The organism is Mixta intestinalis (assembly GCF_009914055.1).
In the GTDB taxonomy this organism is placed as follows: Bacteria; Pseudomonadota; Gammaproteobacteria; order Enterobacterales; family Enterobacteriaceae; genus Mixta; species Mixta intestinalis.
On record NZ_CP028271.1, the window covers coordinates 3,295,663 to 3,311,657 of the forward strand.

14 protein-coding genes are annotated in these 15,995 nt (G+C 55.3%); 6 read left to right on the plus strand and 8 right to left on the minus strand.

Annotation, left to right across the window (positions count from 1 at the left end; all coding sequences use genetic code 11):
• The first annotated feature begins 11 nt into the window (after window positions 1–11).
• Window positions 12–335 (plus strand): cupin domain-containing protein, encoded by a 324-nt coding sequence (locus C7M51_RS15255; RefSeq protein ID WP_160622516.1) that lies wholly within the window; start codon window positions 12–14, stop codon window positions 333–335.
• Window positions 336–430: 95 nt separating this feature from the next.
• On the opposite strand, the gene C7M51_RS15260 is transcribed toward C7M51_RS15255, so the two are convergent.
• Genes C7M51_RS15260 through C7M51_RS15270 form a run of 3 tightly spaced genes read right to left on the minus strand, consistent with a single transcriptional unit; the run spans window position 431 to window position 4,292 of the window.
• The gene (locus C7M51_RS15260; RefSeq protein ID WP_160622517.1) at window positions 431–1,756 is read right to left on the minus strand and encodes a c-type cytochrome; all 1,326 of its coding nucleotides are present in this window, start codon (window positions 1,754–1,756) and stop codon (window positions 431–433) included.
• 11 nt (window positions 1,757–1,767) lie between these two features.
• A complete protein-coding gene (locus C7M51_RS15265) occupies window positions 1,768–3,549 on the minus strand; it encodes a GMC family oxidoreductase (protein WP_160622518.1) in 1,782 nt (593 codons plus the stop codon).
• Between the two features lie 2 nt (window positions 3,550–3,551).
• A complete protein-coding gene (locus tag C7M51_RS15270; RefSeq protein ID WP_160622519.1) occupies window positions 3,552–4,292 on the minus strand; it encodes a gluconate 2-dehydrogenase subunit 3 family protein in 741 nt (246 codons plus the stop codon).
• A gap of 279 nt (window positions 4,293–4,571) precedes the next feature.
• Here C7M51_RS15270 and C7M51_RS15275 point away from each other — a divergent pair, with 279 nt between their 5' ends.
• A complete protein-coding gene (locus tag C7M51_RS15275) occupies window positions 4,572–4,943 on the plus strand; it encodes a helix-turn-helix transcriptional regulator (RefSeq protein ID WP_160622520.1) in 372 nt (123 codons plus the stop codon).
• On the opposite strand, the gene C7M51_RS15280 is transcribed toward C7M51_RS15275, so the two are convergent.
• The 3 genes from C7M51_RS15280 to gltP form a co-directional block, all read right to left on the minus strand.
• Window positions 4,907–6,544, minus strand: coding sequence for a dihydroxyacetone kinase subunit DhaK (locus C7M51_RS15280; RefSeq protein WP_160622521.1), 1,638 nt, complete (start codon window positions 6,542–6,544; stop codon window positions 4,907–4,909). The two genes, C7M51_RS15275 and C7M51_RS15280, sit on opposite strands and share 37 nt — an antisense overlap.
• Window positions 6,545–6,821: 277 nt before the next feature.
• The gene (murQ, locus tag C7M51_RS15285) at window positions 6,822–7,739 is read right to left on the minus strand and encodes an N-acetylmuramic acid 6-phosphate etherase (protein ID WP_160622522.1); all 918 of its coding nucleotides are present in this window, start codon (window positions 7,737–7,739) and stop codon (window positions 6,822–6,824) included.
• Window positions 7,740–7,920: 181 nt separating this feature from the next.
• The gene (gene gltP, locus C7M51_RS15290) at window positions 7,921–9,225 is read right to left on the minus strand and encodes a glutamate/aspartate:proton symporter GltP (RefSeq protein ID WP_160622523.1); all 1,305 of its coding nucleotides are present in this window, start codon (window positions 9,223–9,225) and stop codon (window positions 7,921–7,923) included.
• A gap of 511 nt (window positions 9,226–9,736) precedes the next feature.
• Between gltP and acs the strand changes: the two genes are divergently transcribed.
• From acs to actP, 3 genes are all read left to right on the plus strand, one after another.
• A complete protein-coding gene (acs, locus tag C7M51_RS15295; protein ID WP_160622524.1) occupies window positions 9,737–11,692 on the plus strand; it encodes an acetate--CoA ligase in 1,956 nt (651 codons plus the stop codon).
• 140 nt (window positions 11,693–11,832) lie between these two features.
• Window positions 11,833–12,141, plus strand: coding sequence for a DUF485 domain-containing protein (locus C7M51_RS15300; protein WP_160622525.1), 309 nt, complete (start codon window positions 11,833–11,835; stop codon window positions 12,139–12,141).
• Window positions 12,141–13,802: a cation/acetate symporter ActP gene (gene actP / locus C7M51_RS15305; protein ID WP_160622526.1), complete on the plus strand. Its 1,662-nt coding sequence runs from the start codon at window positions 12,141–12,143 to the stop codon at window positions 13,800–13,802. Before C7M51_RS15300 ends, actP begins: the two co-directional genes overlap by 1 nt.
• Before the next feature lie 47 nt (window positions 13,803–13,849).
• On the opposite strand, the gene C7M51_RS15310 is transcribed toward actP, so the two are convergent.
• Window positions 13,850–14,548 carry an LrgB family protein gene (locus C7M51_RS15310; protein WP_160622527.1) on the minus strand — a complete coding sequence of 233 codons (699 nt, stop codon included), beginning with the start codon at window positions 14,546–14,548 and terminating at the stop codon, window positions 13,850–13,852.
• A complete protein-coding gene (locus C7M51_RS15315; RefSeq protein ID WP_160622528.1) occupies window positions 14,541–14,966 on the minus strand; it encodes a CidA/LrgA family protein in 426 nt (141 codons plus the stop codon). Before C7M51_RS15315 ends, C7M51_RS15310 begins: the two co-directional genes overlap by 8 nt.
• Window positions 14,967–15,073: 107 nt before the next feature.
• Between C7M51_RS15315 and C7M51_RS15320 the strand changes: the two genes are divergently transcribed.
• Window positions 15,074–15,976 carry a LysR family transcriptional regulator gene (locus tag C7M51_RS15320; RefSeq protein WP_160622529.1) on the plus strand — a complete coding sequence of 301 codons (903 nt, stop codon included), beginning with the start codon at window positions 15,074–15,076 and terminating at the stop codon, window positions 15,974–15,976.
• Window positions 15,977–15,995 lie beyond the last annotated feature (19 nt).

The following is a 15,995-nucleotide window of genomic DNA, read 5'->3' on the forward strand; positions in this document are numbered from 1 at the left end:
CGGATAAACGTATGTTTACTTTTAAAAAAGATACTAAGTTGGAAACCGTGGGTGAAGGTGTGACACGTCGCATTCTGGCGCACGGCGGCGGCATGATGGCGGTTGAAGTCACCTTCGAAAAGGATGCTATCGGCCCGATGCATCATCATCCCCATGAACAGCTGACCTACGTGCTGTCAGGCCGTTTCTCTTTCACCATTGATGGTGAAACCCATGAGGTAAGTGCCGGGGATACGCTGTATAAAAAACCCAATGTGGTTCACGGCTGCGTCTGCCTGGAAGCGGGCGTACTGCTTGATACCTTTACCCCGCAGCGTGATGATTTTCTCTCCTGATAACAAAGCGGCGACAATCCGGTAGAGATCGTCGCCACTGTTTAGCGCCGTGCCGTATTCCTCTCAGCCTGCGGCATGGCGGCTAACGTAATCAATCAGCGTTCAGCCTGTGGCAGCTTATCAATATCAACATTGCCCTGCTGCTGCGCGACAAAACTCTCTTTACGCACCTTAGCAACGTCGCCCGCCGTTACCGGTTTTTGCGCCTTGTTACCCCAGCTGGTACGAATGAAGTTCACCACTTCTGCCACCTGGCTATCGTTCAGACGCCAGCCGAAAGCGGGCATCACGACGGTACTGGGCGCTTCCTTCACGCCGGGTAGCGTACTGCCGCTCAGCACGATATGGATCAGCGAAGTGGCATCGTCCGCCAATACCACTGGATTACCGCGCAGCGCCGGGAAGAATCGCTGATAGCCGCGCCCGTCGGTACGGTGGCAGGCGGCACAGCTATCCACATATTCCGCCGCGCCCGCTTTACTGTCATCACCTTTCCACAACGCCTGGGCAACGCTGTCATCAGGCTGGAAACCGGTTTGCGCCGGATCTTTCGCGCCCAGCGATTTTAGGTAGCGTGCAATTGCCCGGATATCCTTATCATCAAGATATTGCAGACTGTGCTCTACCACGTCGGTCATGCCGCCAAAGGCCGCGGTATCGTTATTGCGTCCGGTGCGCAGGAACTGCACCAGATCTTCTTCGCTCCAGCGGCCCAGGCCATCGCGGTTATCGCCGCGCAGGTTGCTGGCGGTCCAGCCATCAATAGGCGCATTGCTGCCGGAAAGGTAGTCGCTGCCCTTGTCATCGCTAAGCGCTTTTTCCTGCATGGTGAAGCTACGCGGCGTATGGCAGGCCCCACAGTGGCCCAGCCCTTCTACCAGATAACGTCCACGTGCCAGTTCGCGATCTTCACCGCTTTTCGGCTGAAAGGCGATCACGTCCGGCGCAAAGATGCCACGCCAGATCGCCAGCGGCCAGCGCATGGAAAGCGGCCACGGAATATCACTTTTCCGGTTCTGCGCCGCTACCGGCGCTACGCCATGCATAAAGTAGGCGTAGAGCGCCTGCATATCCTCATCGCTGACCACCGCATATGAGGGATAAGGCATCGCCGGATAGAGCGTATCGCCATTTTTCGCCACGCCGTGACGCACCGCCTTCTGGAAATCATCGTAGCTGTAGCTGCCGATGCCGCTCTCTTTATCTGGAGTGATATTGGTGGAGTAGATAGTGCCGATCGGCGTTGCCATCGCCAGCCCACCCGCAAACGGCTTGCCATCTTTGCTGGTGTGGCAGGCGATACAGTCGCCCGCGCGCGCCAGATATTCACCGCGCTTAATCAGATCGCCCGCCTGCTCATCAGCCGCCATCGCGCCGGTAGCGCTCGCCAGCAGGCAGATCGCCAGAAATACATTTTTCATCGCCATCATCCTTATGCCTGTACCAGCGGTCCTGGGTTCTTCAGATACTGTTCACGAATCGCCTTTGCTGACCAGTAGGTAAGCGCAGCAACCATGCCGGTAGGGTTATAGCCCAGCCCCTGCGGGAAGGCGGAAGCGCCAGGCACAAACACATTGGGCACGTCCCAGCTTTGCAGATAGCGGTTCAGCGCGCTGGTTTTCGGATCTTCGCCCATGATGGCGCCGCCGTTCATATGGGTAGTCTGGTAAACGGTAGTATCAAAATGGGTGCCCTGCGTTTTTGGCGCGCCGATGATCTCTTTCGGGTTCATCGCCACGGCGATGTTACGCATCCGATCGTGCATAAACTGCGACATTTTGATGTCGTTATCCTGCCAGTCGAACGTCATGCGCAGCAGCGGCTGCCCGTAAGCATCCTTGTAGTTAGGATCGAGGTCGAGATAGTTGTTGCGGTAGGACTGATGCGCGCCATGCGCATCCATAGAAACATGGTGCGTGTAGTGATCGGCCACTGCCGCTTTCCATTTGCTTCCCCAGCCAGGTGTACCCTTCGGCACCGGCAGACCGGAAATCGGCTTCACGCCCGCCTGGTTAACCCAGAAAGGCGAGCCGCCAACAAAGCCATATTTGCCGTGATCAAAGTTATCGGCATTGAAATCATCCACGCCGACGCCTGCGCCACCCGCGCCGATAAAGTTATTGGTATGCACATCCTTGCCGAAAAACGCCTTGATCGTAGAGATGTTCTGATAGGCGAAATTGCGTCCCACAACGCCTTCATTAGTAATCGGGTTGTAGGGCTTGCCGATGCCGGAAAGCAGCATCAAATGGACGTTATGGAACTGGAAGGCGGAGAGAATCACCAGATCGGCTGGCTGTTCAACCTGACGTCCCTGTGCATCAACATAGGTCACGCCGGTGGCGCGTTTTTTATCGTCGGTCAGGTTAACGCGCAGCACATGGGAGTTATCACGCAGCTCGAACTTCGACTCCTGGCGCAGCGCAGGCCAGATATTTACGTTCGGCGACGCCTTGGAATACATATAGCAAGCGTAGCCGCTGCAATAGCCACAGAAATTACACGGCCCCATCTGTGCCCCATAGGTGTTGGTATAGGGGCCGGAGGTATTGGCCGAAGGCAGATCGTAAGGATGATAACCCACCGACTCGGCGGCTTTGGCGAACAGCTGGGCAGAATAGGTGCGCTTTTGCGGCGGCAGCGGGAAATCATCTGAGCGATCCGGGGCAAAGGGGTTACCACGTCCCTGACCAACGATTTTACCCTTGATACTCCAGGCGGAGCCGGAAGTACCGAATACTTTTTCTGCCTTATCGAAAAACGGCTCCAGCTCGTCATAGGTCACGCCGAAATCCTGAATGGTCATGCCTTCCGGGATAAAGTTCTTGCCGTAGCGCTCTTCATAATGGCTGCGCATTCGCAGCTCAATGGGATCGACACGAAAATGGACGCCGGACCAGTGCAGGCCCGCGCCGCCGGTACCGGTACCGGGTAAAAATGCCGCCAGCTGGCGATAAGGCTGCGCGGTCTGCGAGACGTTATGGCGAATTGTGACGGTGCTTTTCGACAGATCCTGGAAGAGCTTTTTGCGTATGTTGTAGGTCAGCTCATCAATGACCTGCGGATAGGCACCGTCCGGGTAAGTATCGCGATGTGGCCCGCGCTCCAGCGCCACCACATGCAGGCCCGCTTCCGTTAGCTCTTTTGCCATGATAGATCCGGCCCAGCCGAAACCGACGATCACCGCATCCACTTTTTTCATTACGTTTGCCATGCTTATGCTCTTTCTCCACGAATCGATACTGCCGGGAAGGGATAACGCTCGCCGCGCTCCACCCAATCCATAAAATCAGCGCGTGCGCCCGGAAAGCCGATCAGCTTCCAGCCCGCCATATGCTGATTGCCGCCGTGCAGCGGATCGCAGAAAAAGCCCTCACGGGTGTTTTGCAACAGGTAGGCAAAAAAGGTTTTCGCCGGTAGCTGCTTAAAGCTGGCTTTATTGCTTTCGAAATCGCCCAATAGCGCATCCTGTTGCTCCGGCGTTAGCGCGGCAAAGGCTTTACCGTGCTGCTGTTGCGCCCAGGCATCCGCTTCGGCAATGCCCAGACGATAGATCTGCTGCGGCACCAGCGGCAGCTGATAGCCCAGCTCTTTCGGTGCATCAGGATTGAACGGCCCCTGCATATACCAGTTGTTGCCGATGGCATAAGGCGTATTCATTTGGCGATCGATAAACTCTGGCACGCCCGCTTCCAGCGCACCTGGGCCACGTTCATCGGCTGGAATGAGTCGTGCGACCGCCGCTTTAATAAAGGCGAACTCTTCCGCTGAAAACCACGCTGGCTGATAGTCACGGGCGGTTTGTGGCCCGGCTGGCTGCACCTTTTCTTGTGCCTGGGCGCTGTTGCCAAGGCCCAGCGAGACTATCCCGGTGCTGCCCATCGCGACGGCGGGTGCCAGCGTGATCGTTTTCAGAAGAAAGTCTCTTCTGGAGGTGCTTGTTTTTTCTTTTGACATGACATTGCCTTAGCGCGCGTCGCGTAACGACGCAACAGTTGATCGTCTCGATGTTATTGTAGTTATGGATAAATGCAGGATTTTCCCGGATGGAAAAAACTTGATTGTTACCGGTAACAATGAGGTGTATTGTAACAGCTATCCTGTAAAAAATTCAGCTTTATAAAACAAAATGGAACAAATTAATTAACATCATTCTCGTCTACGGCGGAGATTTTTCCGCTACCGCTCGATATGCCTCTGCGCGATTTTGAAAGCGGCGTGCCGTCAGCGCGGGTCATGTCTGTTGATACTACCCTGCTCGGCCTGAGTGATATCGCGCAACGTAGCCAGCTCTCTCGCCAGGCCATTGCGATGTTAAAAGATGGCACACGCGGGCCAGGCCACTTCCCGGCTCCCGTTCAGCGGCTTGCTGGTCACTCTCCGCTATGGCGTTGGGCAAGCGTGGCGCGCTGGCTGCATGAGAGCGGTAAACTCAGCGCGGAGCTGACGGAAAATGCACAGGTAATGGAAAACATCAATCTGGCGCTGGCGCTACGTGAAACGCCGCAGCGCCAGTACATTATCGAACTGGCGACCCGCCTGGAGCAGGTCGCCGCAGAGAAAAACGGCACCTATTTAAGCGCGGCGAAGACACGCTCTACTGCGTAAGCACCGGGATCTTTTACCCCGTTAAGGCTTTCCTGGTTGAGGTAGGAAGAGCGGCCCGCTTTTGCGGCGCTCATGCTGGCCGTTGAGTCAGCGCCTTTTTCGGCGGCAATGGCAGCCTCACTTAGCCCTTTGCCCGCAATGAGCTGCTGCAATGCAGGCTCCAGCGCATCAATCAGGGTGCGATCGCCAACGCGTGCCCCGCCGTAATGCTTCATGCGCTCCAGCCCGGTCATCAGCGCCTGCGCCAGCGGCTTGCCCTCTGCCTGCTGCTGCCCCGCGGCGGTAAACATAATCGACATCAGCACGCCGCTGGAACCCCCCATCACCACCGCCAGTTGCTCACCAATCAGCGTTAGCAGACGGGCAGGCTCATTCAGAGGCAGCGCCTTTTGCTGGCTGCCCTGCAAAATTTTACGGGCTCCAGCGGCAAAGGTAGAACCGGTATCACCGTCACCTACTTTGGCATCCAGCTTATTCAGCTCGCTTTCCAGATCGATTAACGTCTGGCACACCGTCTCCACCACATGCTGTACCGCTGCATTTTCAGAAGGCTGCGCCGCCTGCTGGCGTTGGATCGCCTCACCTTTTATGACTTCGGGTATGTGTAGCGCCTGTAGCGGTTGCCAGCCGCTCGCCTCAACCGGAAACTGAAGCGCCTGTAGCCGCTCATCATCCAGCAACAGCGTGGTCAGGGAAAAGCCTTTCATATCCAGCGAACTGACCAGCGTTGCCGGGCCGATAAGGTGACTAATCCGCTCGCCCAACGGCGTGCGCAACGTCTCACGCACCAGCACGCCCAGTTCCAGCATAGAAAAACCGCCGAGGTTATTGATTAACAGCAGCGCCTTTTGCCCCTGAGGCACCTTTTCCGCCAGTTTTTCCGTCATGATCTGCACGATTTCGCGGCTGTTCTGGGTTTTTAGCGTAGAGACGCCCGGCTCGCCGTGAATGCCCATTCCCAGCTCGCTTTCGCCTTCCGCCACGCGGTTATCTGATGATTCACCGGGGATATGGCAGGTGGCGAACGCCATACCGATACTGGCCGTCGCCTCAATCGCCTGCTGCGCACGGCGCGTTACCTCTTCCAGCGTTGCGCCCTGTTCCGCGTAATAACCCGCCAGTTTATGGATCAGCACGGTGCCCGCCAGGCCGCGCGGCTGCGGATTCTCCGGCAGAGCGATATCATCCTGCACGATCGCCAGCTCAACTTTGTAGCCCAGCGTCCGCGCCTTTTCCGCCGCCAGGCCGAAGTTAAGACGGTCGCCGGTATAGTTTTTTACAATCAGCAGGCAGCCCGACTCGCCGGTAACGTTGATAATAGCGCTCAGCACCGCATCCACACTGGGCGAAGCGAAAACATCACCGCAGACCGCTGCGGTCAGCATCCCTTTGCCGACAAAGCCAACATGGGCAGGCTCATGACCGGAGCCGCCGCCAGAAACCAGCGCGACCTTGCTTTTGTCCCAGTCGTTACGCACCACCACGCGAATGTTGTCGCCAACCTCAAGCCGACTCAGGTTATGCCAGGGCGTGCTCAACAGCGCGCCTTCAATCGCCTCATTGACCAGCTCGCTTTTATCATTCATGAAAAACTGACTCATCGCTTCCTCTCTTAGTGTTGGTTCGCCCAGGCCCGGCGGCGCAAAAGGTTAACTGTAGCCGAAAAGCGGCTGGCTATGCACAGAAGCAACCCGATACAGCCTCATCCGATCGTAGCGTTCGACGGGAACGGTACATGCCAGACCATGCCCGACGCGTAAGGGAAACCAGTTCGTCTGCGATAGGCGGCGCAGAAATAAAAAAGGCCGTCTGCGGCGAGTACCCACGGCCTCTCTTTTGCTGTTTTTTTCTATCGCCGTGGCGTGCTTCCGGCGCGAATTAGCGTTGTGAAGATATCGCCTGACGCAGCGCCTGACGAATAAAGCCCTGATGCTGCGCCAAAAGCTGCGTTGCCTCCGTAGCCGAAAGCTGGCCCAATACCATCAGGATAGCGGTCTTACAGTGCCCGTTACAGGCTGCCAGCGCCGCCTGCGCCTCTTCGGTATGGCAATCGGTCGCCTGTCGGACAATATTAATCTGACGCTGCACCAGTTTCTGATTAGTGGCCTCAACATCCACCATCAGATTGCCAAACACTTTACCGCTGCGGATCATCGAACCGGTGGTCAGCATATTAAGCACCAGCTTCTGCGCCGTTCCCGCCTTCAGGCGGGAAGAACCGGTAATCACTTCCGGCCCCACCACCGGCGTTAAGGCAATATGCGCCACGCGCGCCATTTCGCTGTCAGGATTACAGGTCAGCGCAACGGTGGTCGCACCCTGGCGTCGCGCATAGTCCAGCGCGCCCAGTACATAGGGCGTACGCCCGCTGGCTGCGATGCCCACCAGCACATCGCGGGCGTTAAAATTAATTTCCTGCAAATCTGCCGCGCCCATCTCCGGCTTATCCTCCGCGTTTTCAACCGCCTGTAATATAGCGCGGTGACCACCGGCAATTAGTCCCATAATCTGTTCACGCGGCGTGCCAAAAGTCGGCGGGCATTCACTGGCATCAAGGATGCCCAGCCGCCCGGATGTACCGGCTCCGCTGTAAATCAATCGTCCACCCTGTTGAAAAGCCGCGGTAATCGTGTCCACCGCTTTGGCTATCTGCGGCACGATCGCCTCTACCGCCAGCGCTACCTTTTTATCTTCATTGTTGATAATCCGCAGCATCGCTTCCGTTGTCAGCTCATCGATATTTTCGCTGGCCGGATTGCGGCTTTCGGTGATCATGCGTGACAGATCGAGACTCATTGTTACTCCTGAATAGTGCTGATACCTATTTTGGGCTACCAAAGGCCCAGCGCCTTATAATGAGCAACTTATTGGCAGAGATAAACCACTTAAACGACAGAAGCTTTCGCTGTCAGGTAAAAATAGCTCAACGCGGACAAAAAAAATGCCGCCCGAAGGCGGCATGGTCAGCTAAAACAGCTTACTGAGCTGAGCGCGGATGGAGCATCTGCCGCTCATATTTTTCCGCCTGGACATTATCAAACTGGTCTTCCCATTTGGCGATAACCAGCACTGCCAGCGCGTTGCCCACCACGTTCAACGCGGTACGCGCCATATCCATGATACGGTCTACGCCAGCGATAAACGCCAGGCCTTCCAGCGGAATACCGACGCTACCCAGGGTTGCCAGCAGCACCACAAAAGAAACGCCCGGCACGCCAGCGATCCCTTTTGATGTCACCATCAGCGTCAGTACCAGCACAATCTCATCCGTCAGGGAGAGATCGATACCGTACAGCTGAGCAATAAAGATTGCCGCGATGCTCTGGTAAAGCGTCGAGCCATCCAGGTTAAACGAGTAGCCGGTCGGCACCACGAAGCTGGTGATTGCCTTCGGCGCGCCGTAGGCTTCCATCTTCTCCATGATACGTGGCAGCACTGTTTCAGAGCTGGAGGTAGAGTAAGAGAGAATCAGCTCATCTTTCAGAATACGCATCAGCGTAGTGATTTTCAGCTGACAGAAGCGCGCCACCGCGCCCAGTACCACGAAAGCGAAGAACAGGATCGCGGCATACACCAGCAGCACCAGTTTCGCCAGCGGCCACAGCGAGGCAAAACCAAAGTTTGCAATGGTCACAGAGATCAAGGCAAATACGCCGATTGGCGCGTAGCGCATGATCATATGCGTCACTTTAAACATGGTTTCTGAAACGGAACGGAACACTTTCACCAGCGGATCGCGATGTTCCGACGGCAGTGAAGAAAGTCCCAGACCAAACAGCACCGAGAAGAAGATAATCGGCAGCATGTCGCCTTTGGCGAACGCCGCGAAAATATTCTGCGGGATCAGTGACAGAATAGTCAGCACCAGGCTGTGCGCGCCGCTCTGCACCTGCTCGGTAGTCGCTTCATATTTAGAGATATCCACCGTTGCCAGCGTCGACATGTCAATGCCGGTGCCAGGCTGGAAAACATTCGCCAGGGTAATCCCTACCACGATGGCAATGGTGGTAATCACTTCAAAGTACACAATTGTTTTGACGCCAATTCGCCCAAGCTTCTTCGCGTCGCCCACGCCAGCGATACCCACCACAAGAGTGGAGATTACGATAGGCACAACGATCATCTTAATCAGATGAATAAAGATATCACCGGCAGGCGAGAGGATATTGATGATTAACCATTCACGATCCCCAGGCTGATTATGCAAAATCGCACCAACGATGACACCCAGCACCAACGCAATCAGTATCTGCCAGGCAAGACTGATTTTAAAACCTTTCATAGTGTTTCATTTCCTTAACAAACCCTGTTACCGCAGTGAAATAGCGGACATTTACACACTTAAGGGAAATGGACAAAGTCCGGTAAAATCGAGGGTTATTGATGGTAACGCCCGGAAAAGGGCATTTGATAAGTACCATTATCAATGGGCGAAAAGCAACCTTTGTGGCTATCTCTTTCGTCAGGTTGTGCTATGGCAAGATAAATTCCTTCAGGTTATCAATTCACTAACTCCATGTTCTAAAAAGTAATATAGCTGCCGTTTTTGGCATAGCTATGCAATAAGGACAGTAAACCGTTTGCTGCTTTTTTCAACAATTTTTTTCGGCTTACCTACACTTTATTGAAATCTGAAAAATAAAACGCTCCGCATCTGGCTGTTAAAAAAACCAGCCTGTTACACCACAACGGGCAATCACGTGATCTGTCGCGCAAAAAGGAAACAAAGCGCCGCTCCCCGCTGTTATTAACCTTTGATTGACATATCATTAACATATCTAAGGAGATCAGCTATGAGCCAAATATTTAAACACCCTGTTCCCGCCAGTATTGCGGAAAATACCCTGATAAATGCTGAACAGTATCAGTCGATGTATCAACAATCGGTACAGGATCCTGACGCTTTCTGGGGCGAGCAGGGAAAAATTCTGGACTGGATTAAGCCTTACAGCAAAGTAAAAAATACGTCATTCGCACCGGGCAATATCAATATCCGCTGGTATGAAGATGGCACGCTGAATCTGGCAGCAAACTGCCTTGACCGCCATTTGCACGAACGCGGCGAACATCCGGCGATTATTTGGGAAGGCGATGACGCCAGCGAAAGTAAAACCCTGACCTACCGCGCCCTGCATCGTGAAGTATGTCGTTTTGCTAACGTACTGAAAGAGCTGGAGATCAAAAAAGGCGACGTGGTGGCGATTTACATGCCGATGGTGCCGGAAGCGGCAATTGCGATGCTGGCCTGCGCCCGCGTTGGCGCTATCCATTCCGTGATTTTCGGTGGCTTCTCACCGGAAGCGGTAGCCGGGCGCATTATCGATTCCAGCGCCAGGCTGGTGGTAACGGCCGATGAAGGCATTCGTGCAGGCCGCGCCATTCCGCTGAAAAAGAACGTTGATGAAGCATTAAAAAATCCCGGCGTAACCAGCGTTAAGCAGGTGATTGTGCTGAAGCGTACCGGTAACGATATCGGCTGGCAAAATGGTCGCGACAGCTGGTGGCATGAGCGCATGAACAGCGCCAGCTCGCATCATCAGCCGGAAGAGATGAATGCGGAAGATCCGCTGTTTATCCTCTATACCTCCGGTTCTACCGGCAAACCCAAGGGGGTATTGCATACCACCGGCGGCTATCTGGTCTATGCCGCTACTACCTTTAAATATGTTTTTGATTACCATCCTAACGATGTTTACTGGTGTACCGCCGATGTCGGCTGGATCACCGGTCACAGCTATTTGCTGTATGGCCCGCTGGCCTGCGGCGCTACCACGCTAATGTTTGAAGGCGTACCGAACTGGCCGCTGCCGAGCCGCATGGCGGAAGTGGTGGATAAGCATAAGGTAACGCTGCTCTACACCGCGCCCACCGCGATCCGCGCGTTGATGGCGGAAGGCGATAAGGCGATTGCCGGAACCAGCCGCGCCTCGCTGCGTATATTAGGTTCGGTTGGCGAGCCGATTAACCCGGAAGCCTGGGAGTGGTATTACAAAAAGATAGGCGACAGCCGCTGCCCGATTGTGGATACCTGGTGGCAAACCGAAACCGGCGGTTTCATGATCGCTCCCCTGCCCGGCGCTACCGAACTGAAAGCGGGTTCAGCCACCAAACCTTTCTTCGGCGTACAGCCCGCGCTGGTGGATAACGAAGGAAAAAGCCAGGAAGGTGCCTGCGAAGGCAACCTGGTGATCGTCGATTCCTGGCCGGGTCAGGCGCGCACGCTATTCGGCGATCACGACCGCTTTGAGCAGACCTACTTCTCCACCTTTAAAAATATGTATTTCAGCGGCGACGGCGCGCGGCGCGATGAGGATGGCTATTACTGGATTACCGGGCGCGTGGATGACGTGCTGAATGTCTCCGGTCATCGTCTGGGTACCGCCGAAATTGAATCAGCGCTGGTTTCGCATGCGAAAATCGCCGAGGCGGCAGTAGTGGGCATTCCCCACAGCATCAAAGGCCAGGCCATTTACGCCTACATCACGCTAAACCATGGTGAAGAACCCACGCCTGAACTCTATGCCGAAGTGCGTGGCTGGGTGCGTAAAGAGATAGGGCCAATCGCCACACCGGATGTCCTGCACTGGACCGATTCCCTGCCAAAAACGCGCTCCGGCAAAATTATGCGCCGTATCCTGCGCAAAATCGCTACCGGTGACACCAGCAATCTGGGGGATACCTCAACGCTGGCCGATCCGGGCGTGGTGGAAAAACTGCTGGAGGAGAAACAGAGCATTACGATGCCATAACCTGTCAGCGGCATACGCCGTCTACTCTGAGCCACAAGCGGCACGGCTGGCCTTGCGCCAGCCGGTAAAACAGACGTCAAAACCCTATAAGAATACCCAAAAAGGTTGCTGCAACCTTTTATACCTCTGGAGACGCTGTAATGAACGACGCTATCTACGCCCGGATAGAGAAGAGCGCGCGCTTCAAACAGCTGGTGCATAAACGCCAGCGTTTCGCGCTGATCCTGTCCGTCATTATGTTAATTCTGTACGTCGGCTTTATTTTACTCATCGCTTTTGCCCCCGGCTGGCTGGGCACGCCGCTGCATGAAGGCACCAACGTGACACGCGGTATTCCCATCGGCGTCGGCCTGATTGTGATTTCTTTCCTGCTGACCGGCGTCTACGTCTGGCGTGCCAACGGCGAGTTTGATCGTTTGACCAAACAGATTATCGATGAGGTGAAATAATGCGCGTGCTAAAACGCTTTACTGCGGCAGGCGCTTTGCTGCTGCCTCTGCCGCTGCTGGCTGCCGATGCCATTACCGGCGCGGTGCAAAAACAGAGCACCAACTATCAGGCGATTATTATGTTCCTGGTATTTGTCGCCGGTACGCTGGGCATTACCTGGTGGGCCTCCAAACGTACCCGCTCGCGCAACGATTATTATACCGCAGGCGGTAATATTACCGGCTTCCAGAACGGCCTGGCGATGGCCGGTGATTTTATGTCTGCCGCCTCGTTTCTCGGTATCTCCGCGCTGGTTTATACCTCCGGCTACGACGGTCTGATCTACTCGCTCGGCTTTCTGGTCGGCTGGCCGATCATTCTGTTTTTGATTGCTGAACGGCTGCGTAATCTGGGCCGCTATACCTTTGCCGACGTCGCTTCTTATCGTTTACAACAGAAACCGATCCGCACCCTCTCCGCCTGCGGCTCGCTGGTGGTGGTGGCGCTTTACCTGATCGCGCAGATGGTCGGTGCCGGGAAACTGATTCAGCTGCTGTTTGGCCTGGATTATCACGTCGCCGTGGTAATGGTCGGTATTCTGATGGTGCTTTACGTCCTGTTCGGCGGCATGCTGGCCACCACCTGGGTGCAGATTATTAAAGCGGTACTGCTGTTGTTCGGCGCGACCTTTATGGCGGTGATGGTAATGAAGGCGGTCGGCTTTAGCTTTAACGCTCTCTTCACGCAGGCAATGGAGGTGCACCCTAAAGGCGCAGCGATAATGCGTCCTGGCGGGCTGGTTAACGATCCGATATCTGCTCTCTCGCTGGGGTTGGGCTTAATGTTTGGCACCGCCGGGCTGCCGCATATCCTGATGCGCTTTTTTACCGTCAGTGATGCCCGCGAGGCGCGTAAAAGCGTGTTCTGGGCCACCGGCTTTATGGGCTACTTTTATATTCTTACCTTTATAATCGGCTTCGGCGCGATCCTGCTGGTAGGCGCGAACCCGGCGTTTAAAGATGCTACCGGCGCGTTGATCGGCGGCAACAATATGGCGGCAGTGCATCTGGCAAATGCGGTAGGCGGTAGCACCTTCCTCGGCTTTATCTCTGCGGTCGCTTTTGCCACCATCCTGGCGGTGGTAGCCGGGCTGACGCTGGCCGGTGCCTCCGCCGTATCACACGATCTGTACGCCAGCGTAGTACGTAAAGGCCAGGCGACCGAGCGTGAAGAGCTGCGGGTATCGAAAATCACCGTGCTGGTGCTGGGCGTGGTAGCCATTGCGCTGGGGATTCTGTTTGAGAAACAGAACATCGCCTTTATGGTAGGACTGGCCTTCTCCATCGCCGCCAGCTGTAACTTCCCGATTATCCTGCTGTCGATGTACTGGTCAAAACTAACCACGCGTGGCGCAATGACCGGCGGCTGGCTGGGCCTGTTAACGGCGGTGCTGCTGATGATTCTGGGCCCGACGGTGTGGGTTCAGGTGCTGGGTCACGCCGCGCCGGTTTTTCCCTATGAGTATCCGGCCCTCTTCTCAATGCTGGTGGCTTTTATCGGTACCTGGTTTTTCTCAATTACCGATGGTTCGGCGCAGGGCGCACAGGAGCGCCAGCTGTTCCGCGCCCAGTTTGTTCGCTCACAAACCGGTATCGGTATCGATCAGGGAAAAGCGCATTAAGGATGGATGACAGACAAAGGCCGCTTACGCGGCCTTTTTTCTGGAGGTTAACTGGCAGCCCACATTATCTGGCTGATTAACGGCGCGGCAACCACGGTTAATACGCCCGACAACATCATCACCAGACTGGAGACAACGCCTTCCTGCTGTCCAATTTCATAGGCGCGAGCAGTACCGGCCCCGTGCGAAGCGGCACCTAAACCCGCACCCTTCGCTATCCCTTCTTTCACCGCCAGGCGCAGGAATAACACGTCGCCCACCGCCATCCCAAAAACGCCGGTAATAACCACGAACAGCGCAACTAAATCGGGCTGACCGCCTACCTGCGAAGCCGCCGCTAACGCAAACGGCGTGGTGATTGAACGAACGGCCAGGCTACGCTGAATCACTTCCGGCAGCGACAGCAGCCGTGCCAGCCAGACTGAGCTACATACCGCCACCAGCGTCGCGGTTATTACCCCTGCCGTCAGCGACATCCAGTGCCGACGAATGATGGCCAGGTTCTCATATACCGGCACGGCAAAGGCCAGCGTTGCCGGGCCAAGCAGCCAAATCAGCCAGTGGCTTTCGCCGATATAATCCTGCCAGGAAATATGCGCAAACAGCAGCATCACTACCAGCACCAGCGGCGTCAGTACCAGCGGCATCAGCACCAGCTTACGCCAGCGCCGGTAAAGTCGTTTATTAAGAAAATAGATGCAGAGCGTGGCGATAAAACAGAGCAGGCTAAGTATGAGATCAATCATGGCGCACCTGCTTACGCTGCGCCAGCCGAATTTCCAGCCGGTAAACGCGATCAACCACCAGCGCCGTAGCGCTTAACACCATTATTGTACTGAGAGCAATGACCACGCAGATGCGCCAGCCTTCCACTTTCAGCAAATCACCGTAGTTCACCACTGCCACTACTGCCGGGACGAAAAACAGCAGCATCTCAGCGAGCAACCAGTTACCGCCTGCCTTGACCCATTTCAGTGGGATAATGCGCAGCATAATCAACGCCAGCATTAACACCATCCCGACAATATTGGCCGGTAGCGGCAAATGCAGCCAGCTCACCAGCTGCTGGGCAAAAATAAACAGGACGATATAAATACCCACCTGTAACGGTACCTGCAAACGCTGTAGCCAGCCTGTGCGTTGCGGGCTTATCGCAACTGCCATAATTTGCTTCTCCTGCTCTGTCTGTGACGGCTGTCATTATACGGCGCGGTGAAAGGGTGAAAAAAATGAATTAATATTATTCGAACTATTCATTATCGGAATAATTTATGGACGTTCGGGCGCTACGGTATTTCGTGGAGGTGGTACGGCAGCAAAGCTTTACCCGCGCAGCGGAGGCTCTGTTCGTCACTCAGCCGACTATCAGTAAAATGTTGCGCCATCTGGAAGAGGAGATGGGCTGTACGCTACTGCTACGCGAGGGGCGCAAGCTGCATCTGACCGACAGCGGCGAGGTGGTCTATCAGCGTGGCCAGCTCATTTTGCAGGAATTTAAGCAGCTGGAAATGGAAATTGCGGATATTAACCAGCTTAAAACCGGTGAGCTACGGCTTGGCGTGCCGCCGATGGTGGGTATGCAGATTGCTGGCTCCGTCTCTGCTTTCCGCCAGCGCTATCCTGGCATTGCGCTAAAAATCGTTGAGGCGGGCGGCCTGGCGGTACAGGAGGCGCTGCTGTCCGGTAGCCTCGATCTGGCCTTAACCGCGTTACCGGTGGATGAGCCGCTGCCGCTAAATACGTTAACGCTGATGCGCCATCCGCTCTGCGTTTTGTTACCGCACACTACGCCCTGGCGCGATCGAAAAAGTATTTCACTGGCAGAGGTAGCGCAACATCCGTTACTGATTTTTAATGAGGAATTTTCTCTTAACCGGCAGCTAAAGGTAGCGTTTCAGCGGGCCGGTCTGTCACCACAAATTGCGGTGCGCAGCGGGCAGTGGGATTTTCTTGCCGCAATGGTTCAGGCGGGAATGGGCGTGGCGATTTTACCGGAGCCGATCTGTCAGCGGTTGGATAAACAGTCGCTGCTGTGGCTACCGCTGGAATCAGATTTGACCTGGACGCTGGGGCTAATCTGGCGCGAAGGAAGCTATCTTTCCCGCAGCGCTCAGGCCTGGATTGACTGCTGCCGCACTTTCTGGCCGGACGAAACGCCAAAGCTGTCGGTATAAAAAAGGGCGGCCTGAGCCG

Bases quoted from the DNA above. Each gene is read 5' to 3' on its own strand.
- C7M51_RS15275 (WP_160622520.1), top strand. From the start codon at position 4,572: ATGTCTGTTGATACTACCCTGCTCGGCCTGAGTGATATCGCGCAACGT.
- C7M51_RS15265 (WP_160622518.1), bottom strand. From the start codon at position 3,549: ATGGCAAACGTAATGAAAAAAGTGGATGCGGTGATCGTCGGTTTCGGC.
- C7M51_RS15255 (WP_160622516.1), top strand. From the start codon at position 12: ATGTTTACTTTTAAAAAAGATACTAAGTTGGAAACCGTGGGTGAAGGT.
- C7M51_RS15320 (WP_160622529.1), top strand. From the start codon at position 15,074: ATGGACGTTCGGGCGCTACGGTATTTCGTGGAGGTGGTACGGCAGCAA.
- C7M51_RS15270 (WP_160622519.1), bottom strand. From the start codon at position 4,292: ATGTCAAAAGAAAAAACAAGCACCTCCAGAAGAGACTTTCTTCTGAAA.
- gltP (WP_160622523.1), bottom strand. From the start codon at position 9,225: ATGAAAGGTTTTAAAATCAGTCTTGCCTGGCAGATACTGATTGCGTTG.
- C7M51_RS15280 (WP_160622521.1), bottom strand. From the start codon at position 6,544: ATGAGTCAGTTTTTCATGAATGATAAAAGCGAGCTGGTCAATGAGGCG.
- C7M51_RS15300 (WP_160622525.1), top strand. From the start codon at position 11,833: ATGAACGACGCTATCTACGCCCGGATAGAGAAGAGCGCGCGCTTCAAA.
- actP (WP_160622526.1), top strand. From the start codon at position 12,141: ATGCGCGTGCTAAAACGCTTTACTGCGGCAGGCGCTTTGCTGCTGCCT.
- murQ (WP_160622522.1), bottom strand. From the start codon at position 7,739: ATGAGTCTCGATCTGTCACGCATGATCACCGAAAGCCGCAATCCGGCC.
- acs (WP_160622524.1), top strand. From the start codon at position 9,737: ATGAGCCAAATATTTAAACACCCTGTTCCCGCCAGTATTGCGGAAAAT.
- C7M51_RS15310 (WP_160622527.1), bottom strand. From the start codon at position 14,548: ATGATTGATCTCATACTTAGCCTGCTCTGTTTTATCGCCACGCTCTGC.
- C7M51_RS15260 (WP_160622517.1), bottom strand. From the start codon at position 1,756: ATGAAAAATGTATTTCTGGCGATCTGCCTGCTGGCGAGCGCTACCGGC.
- C7M51_RS15315 (WP_160622528.1), bottom strand. From the start codon at position 14,966: ATGGCAGTTGCGATAAGCCCGCAACGCACAGGCTGGCTACAGCGTTTG.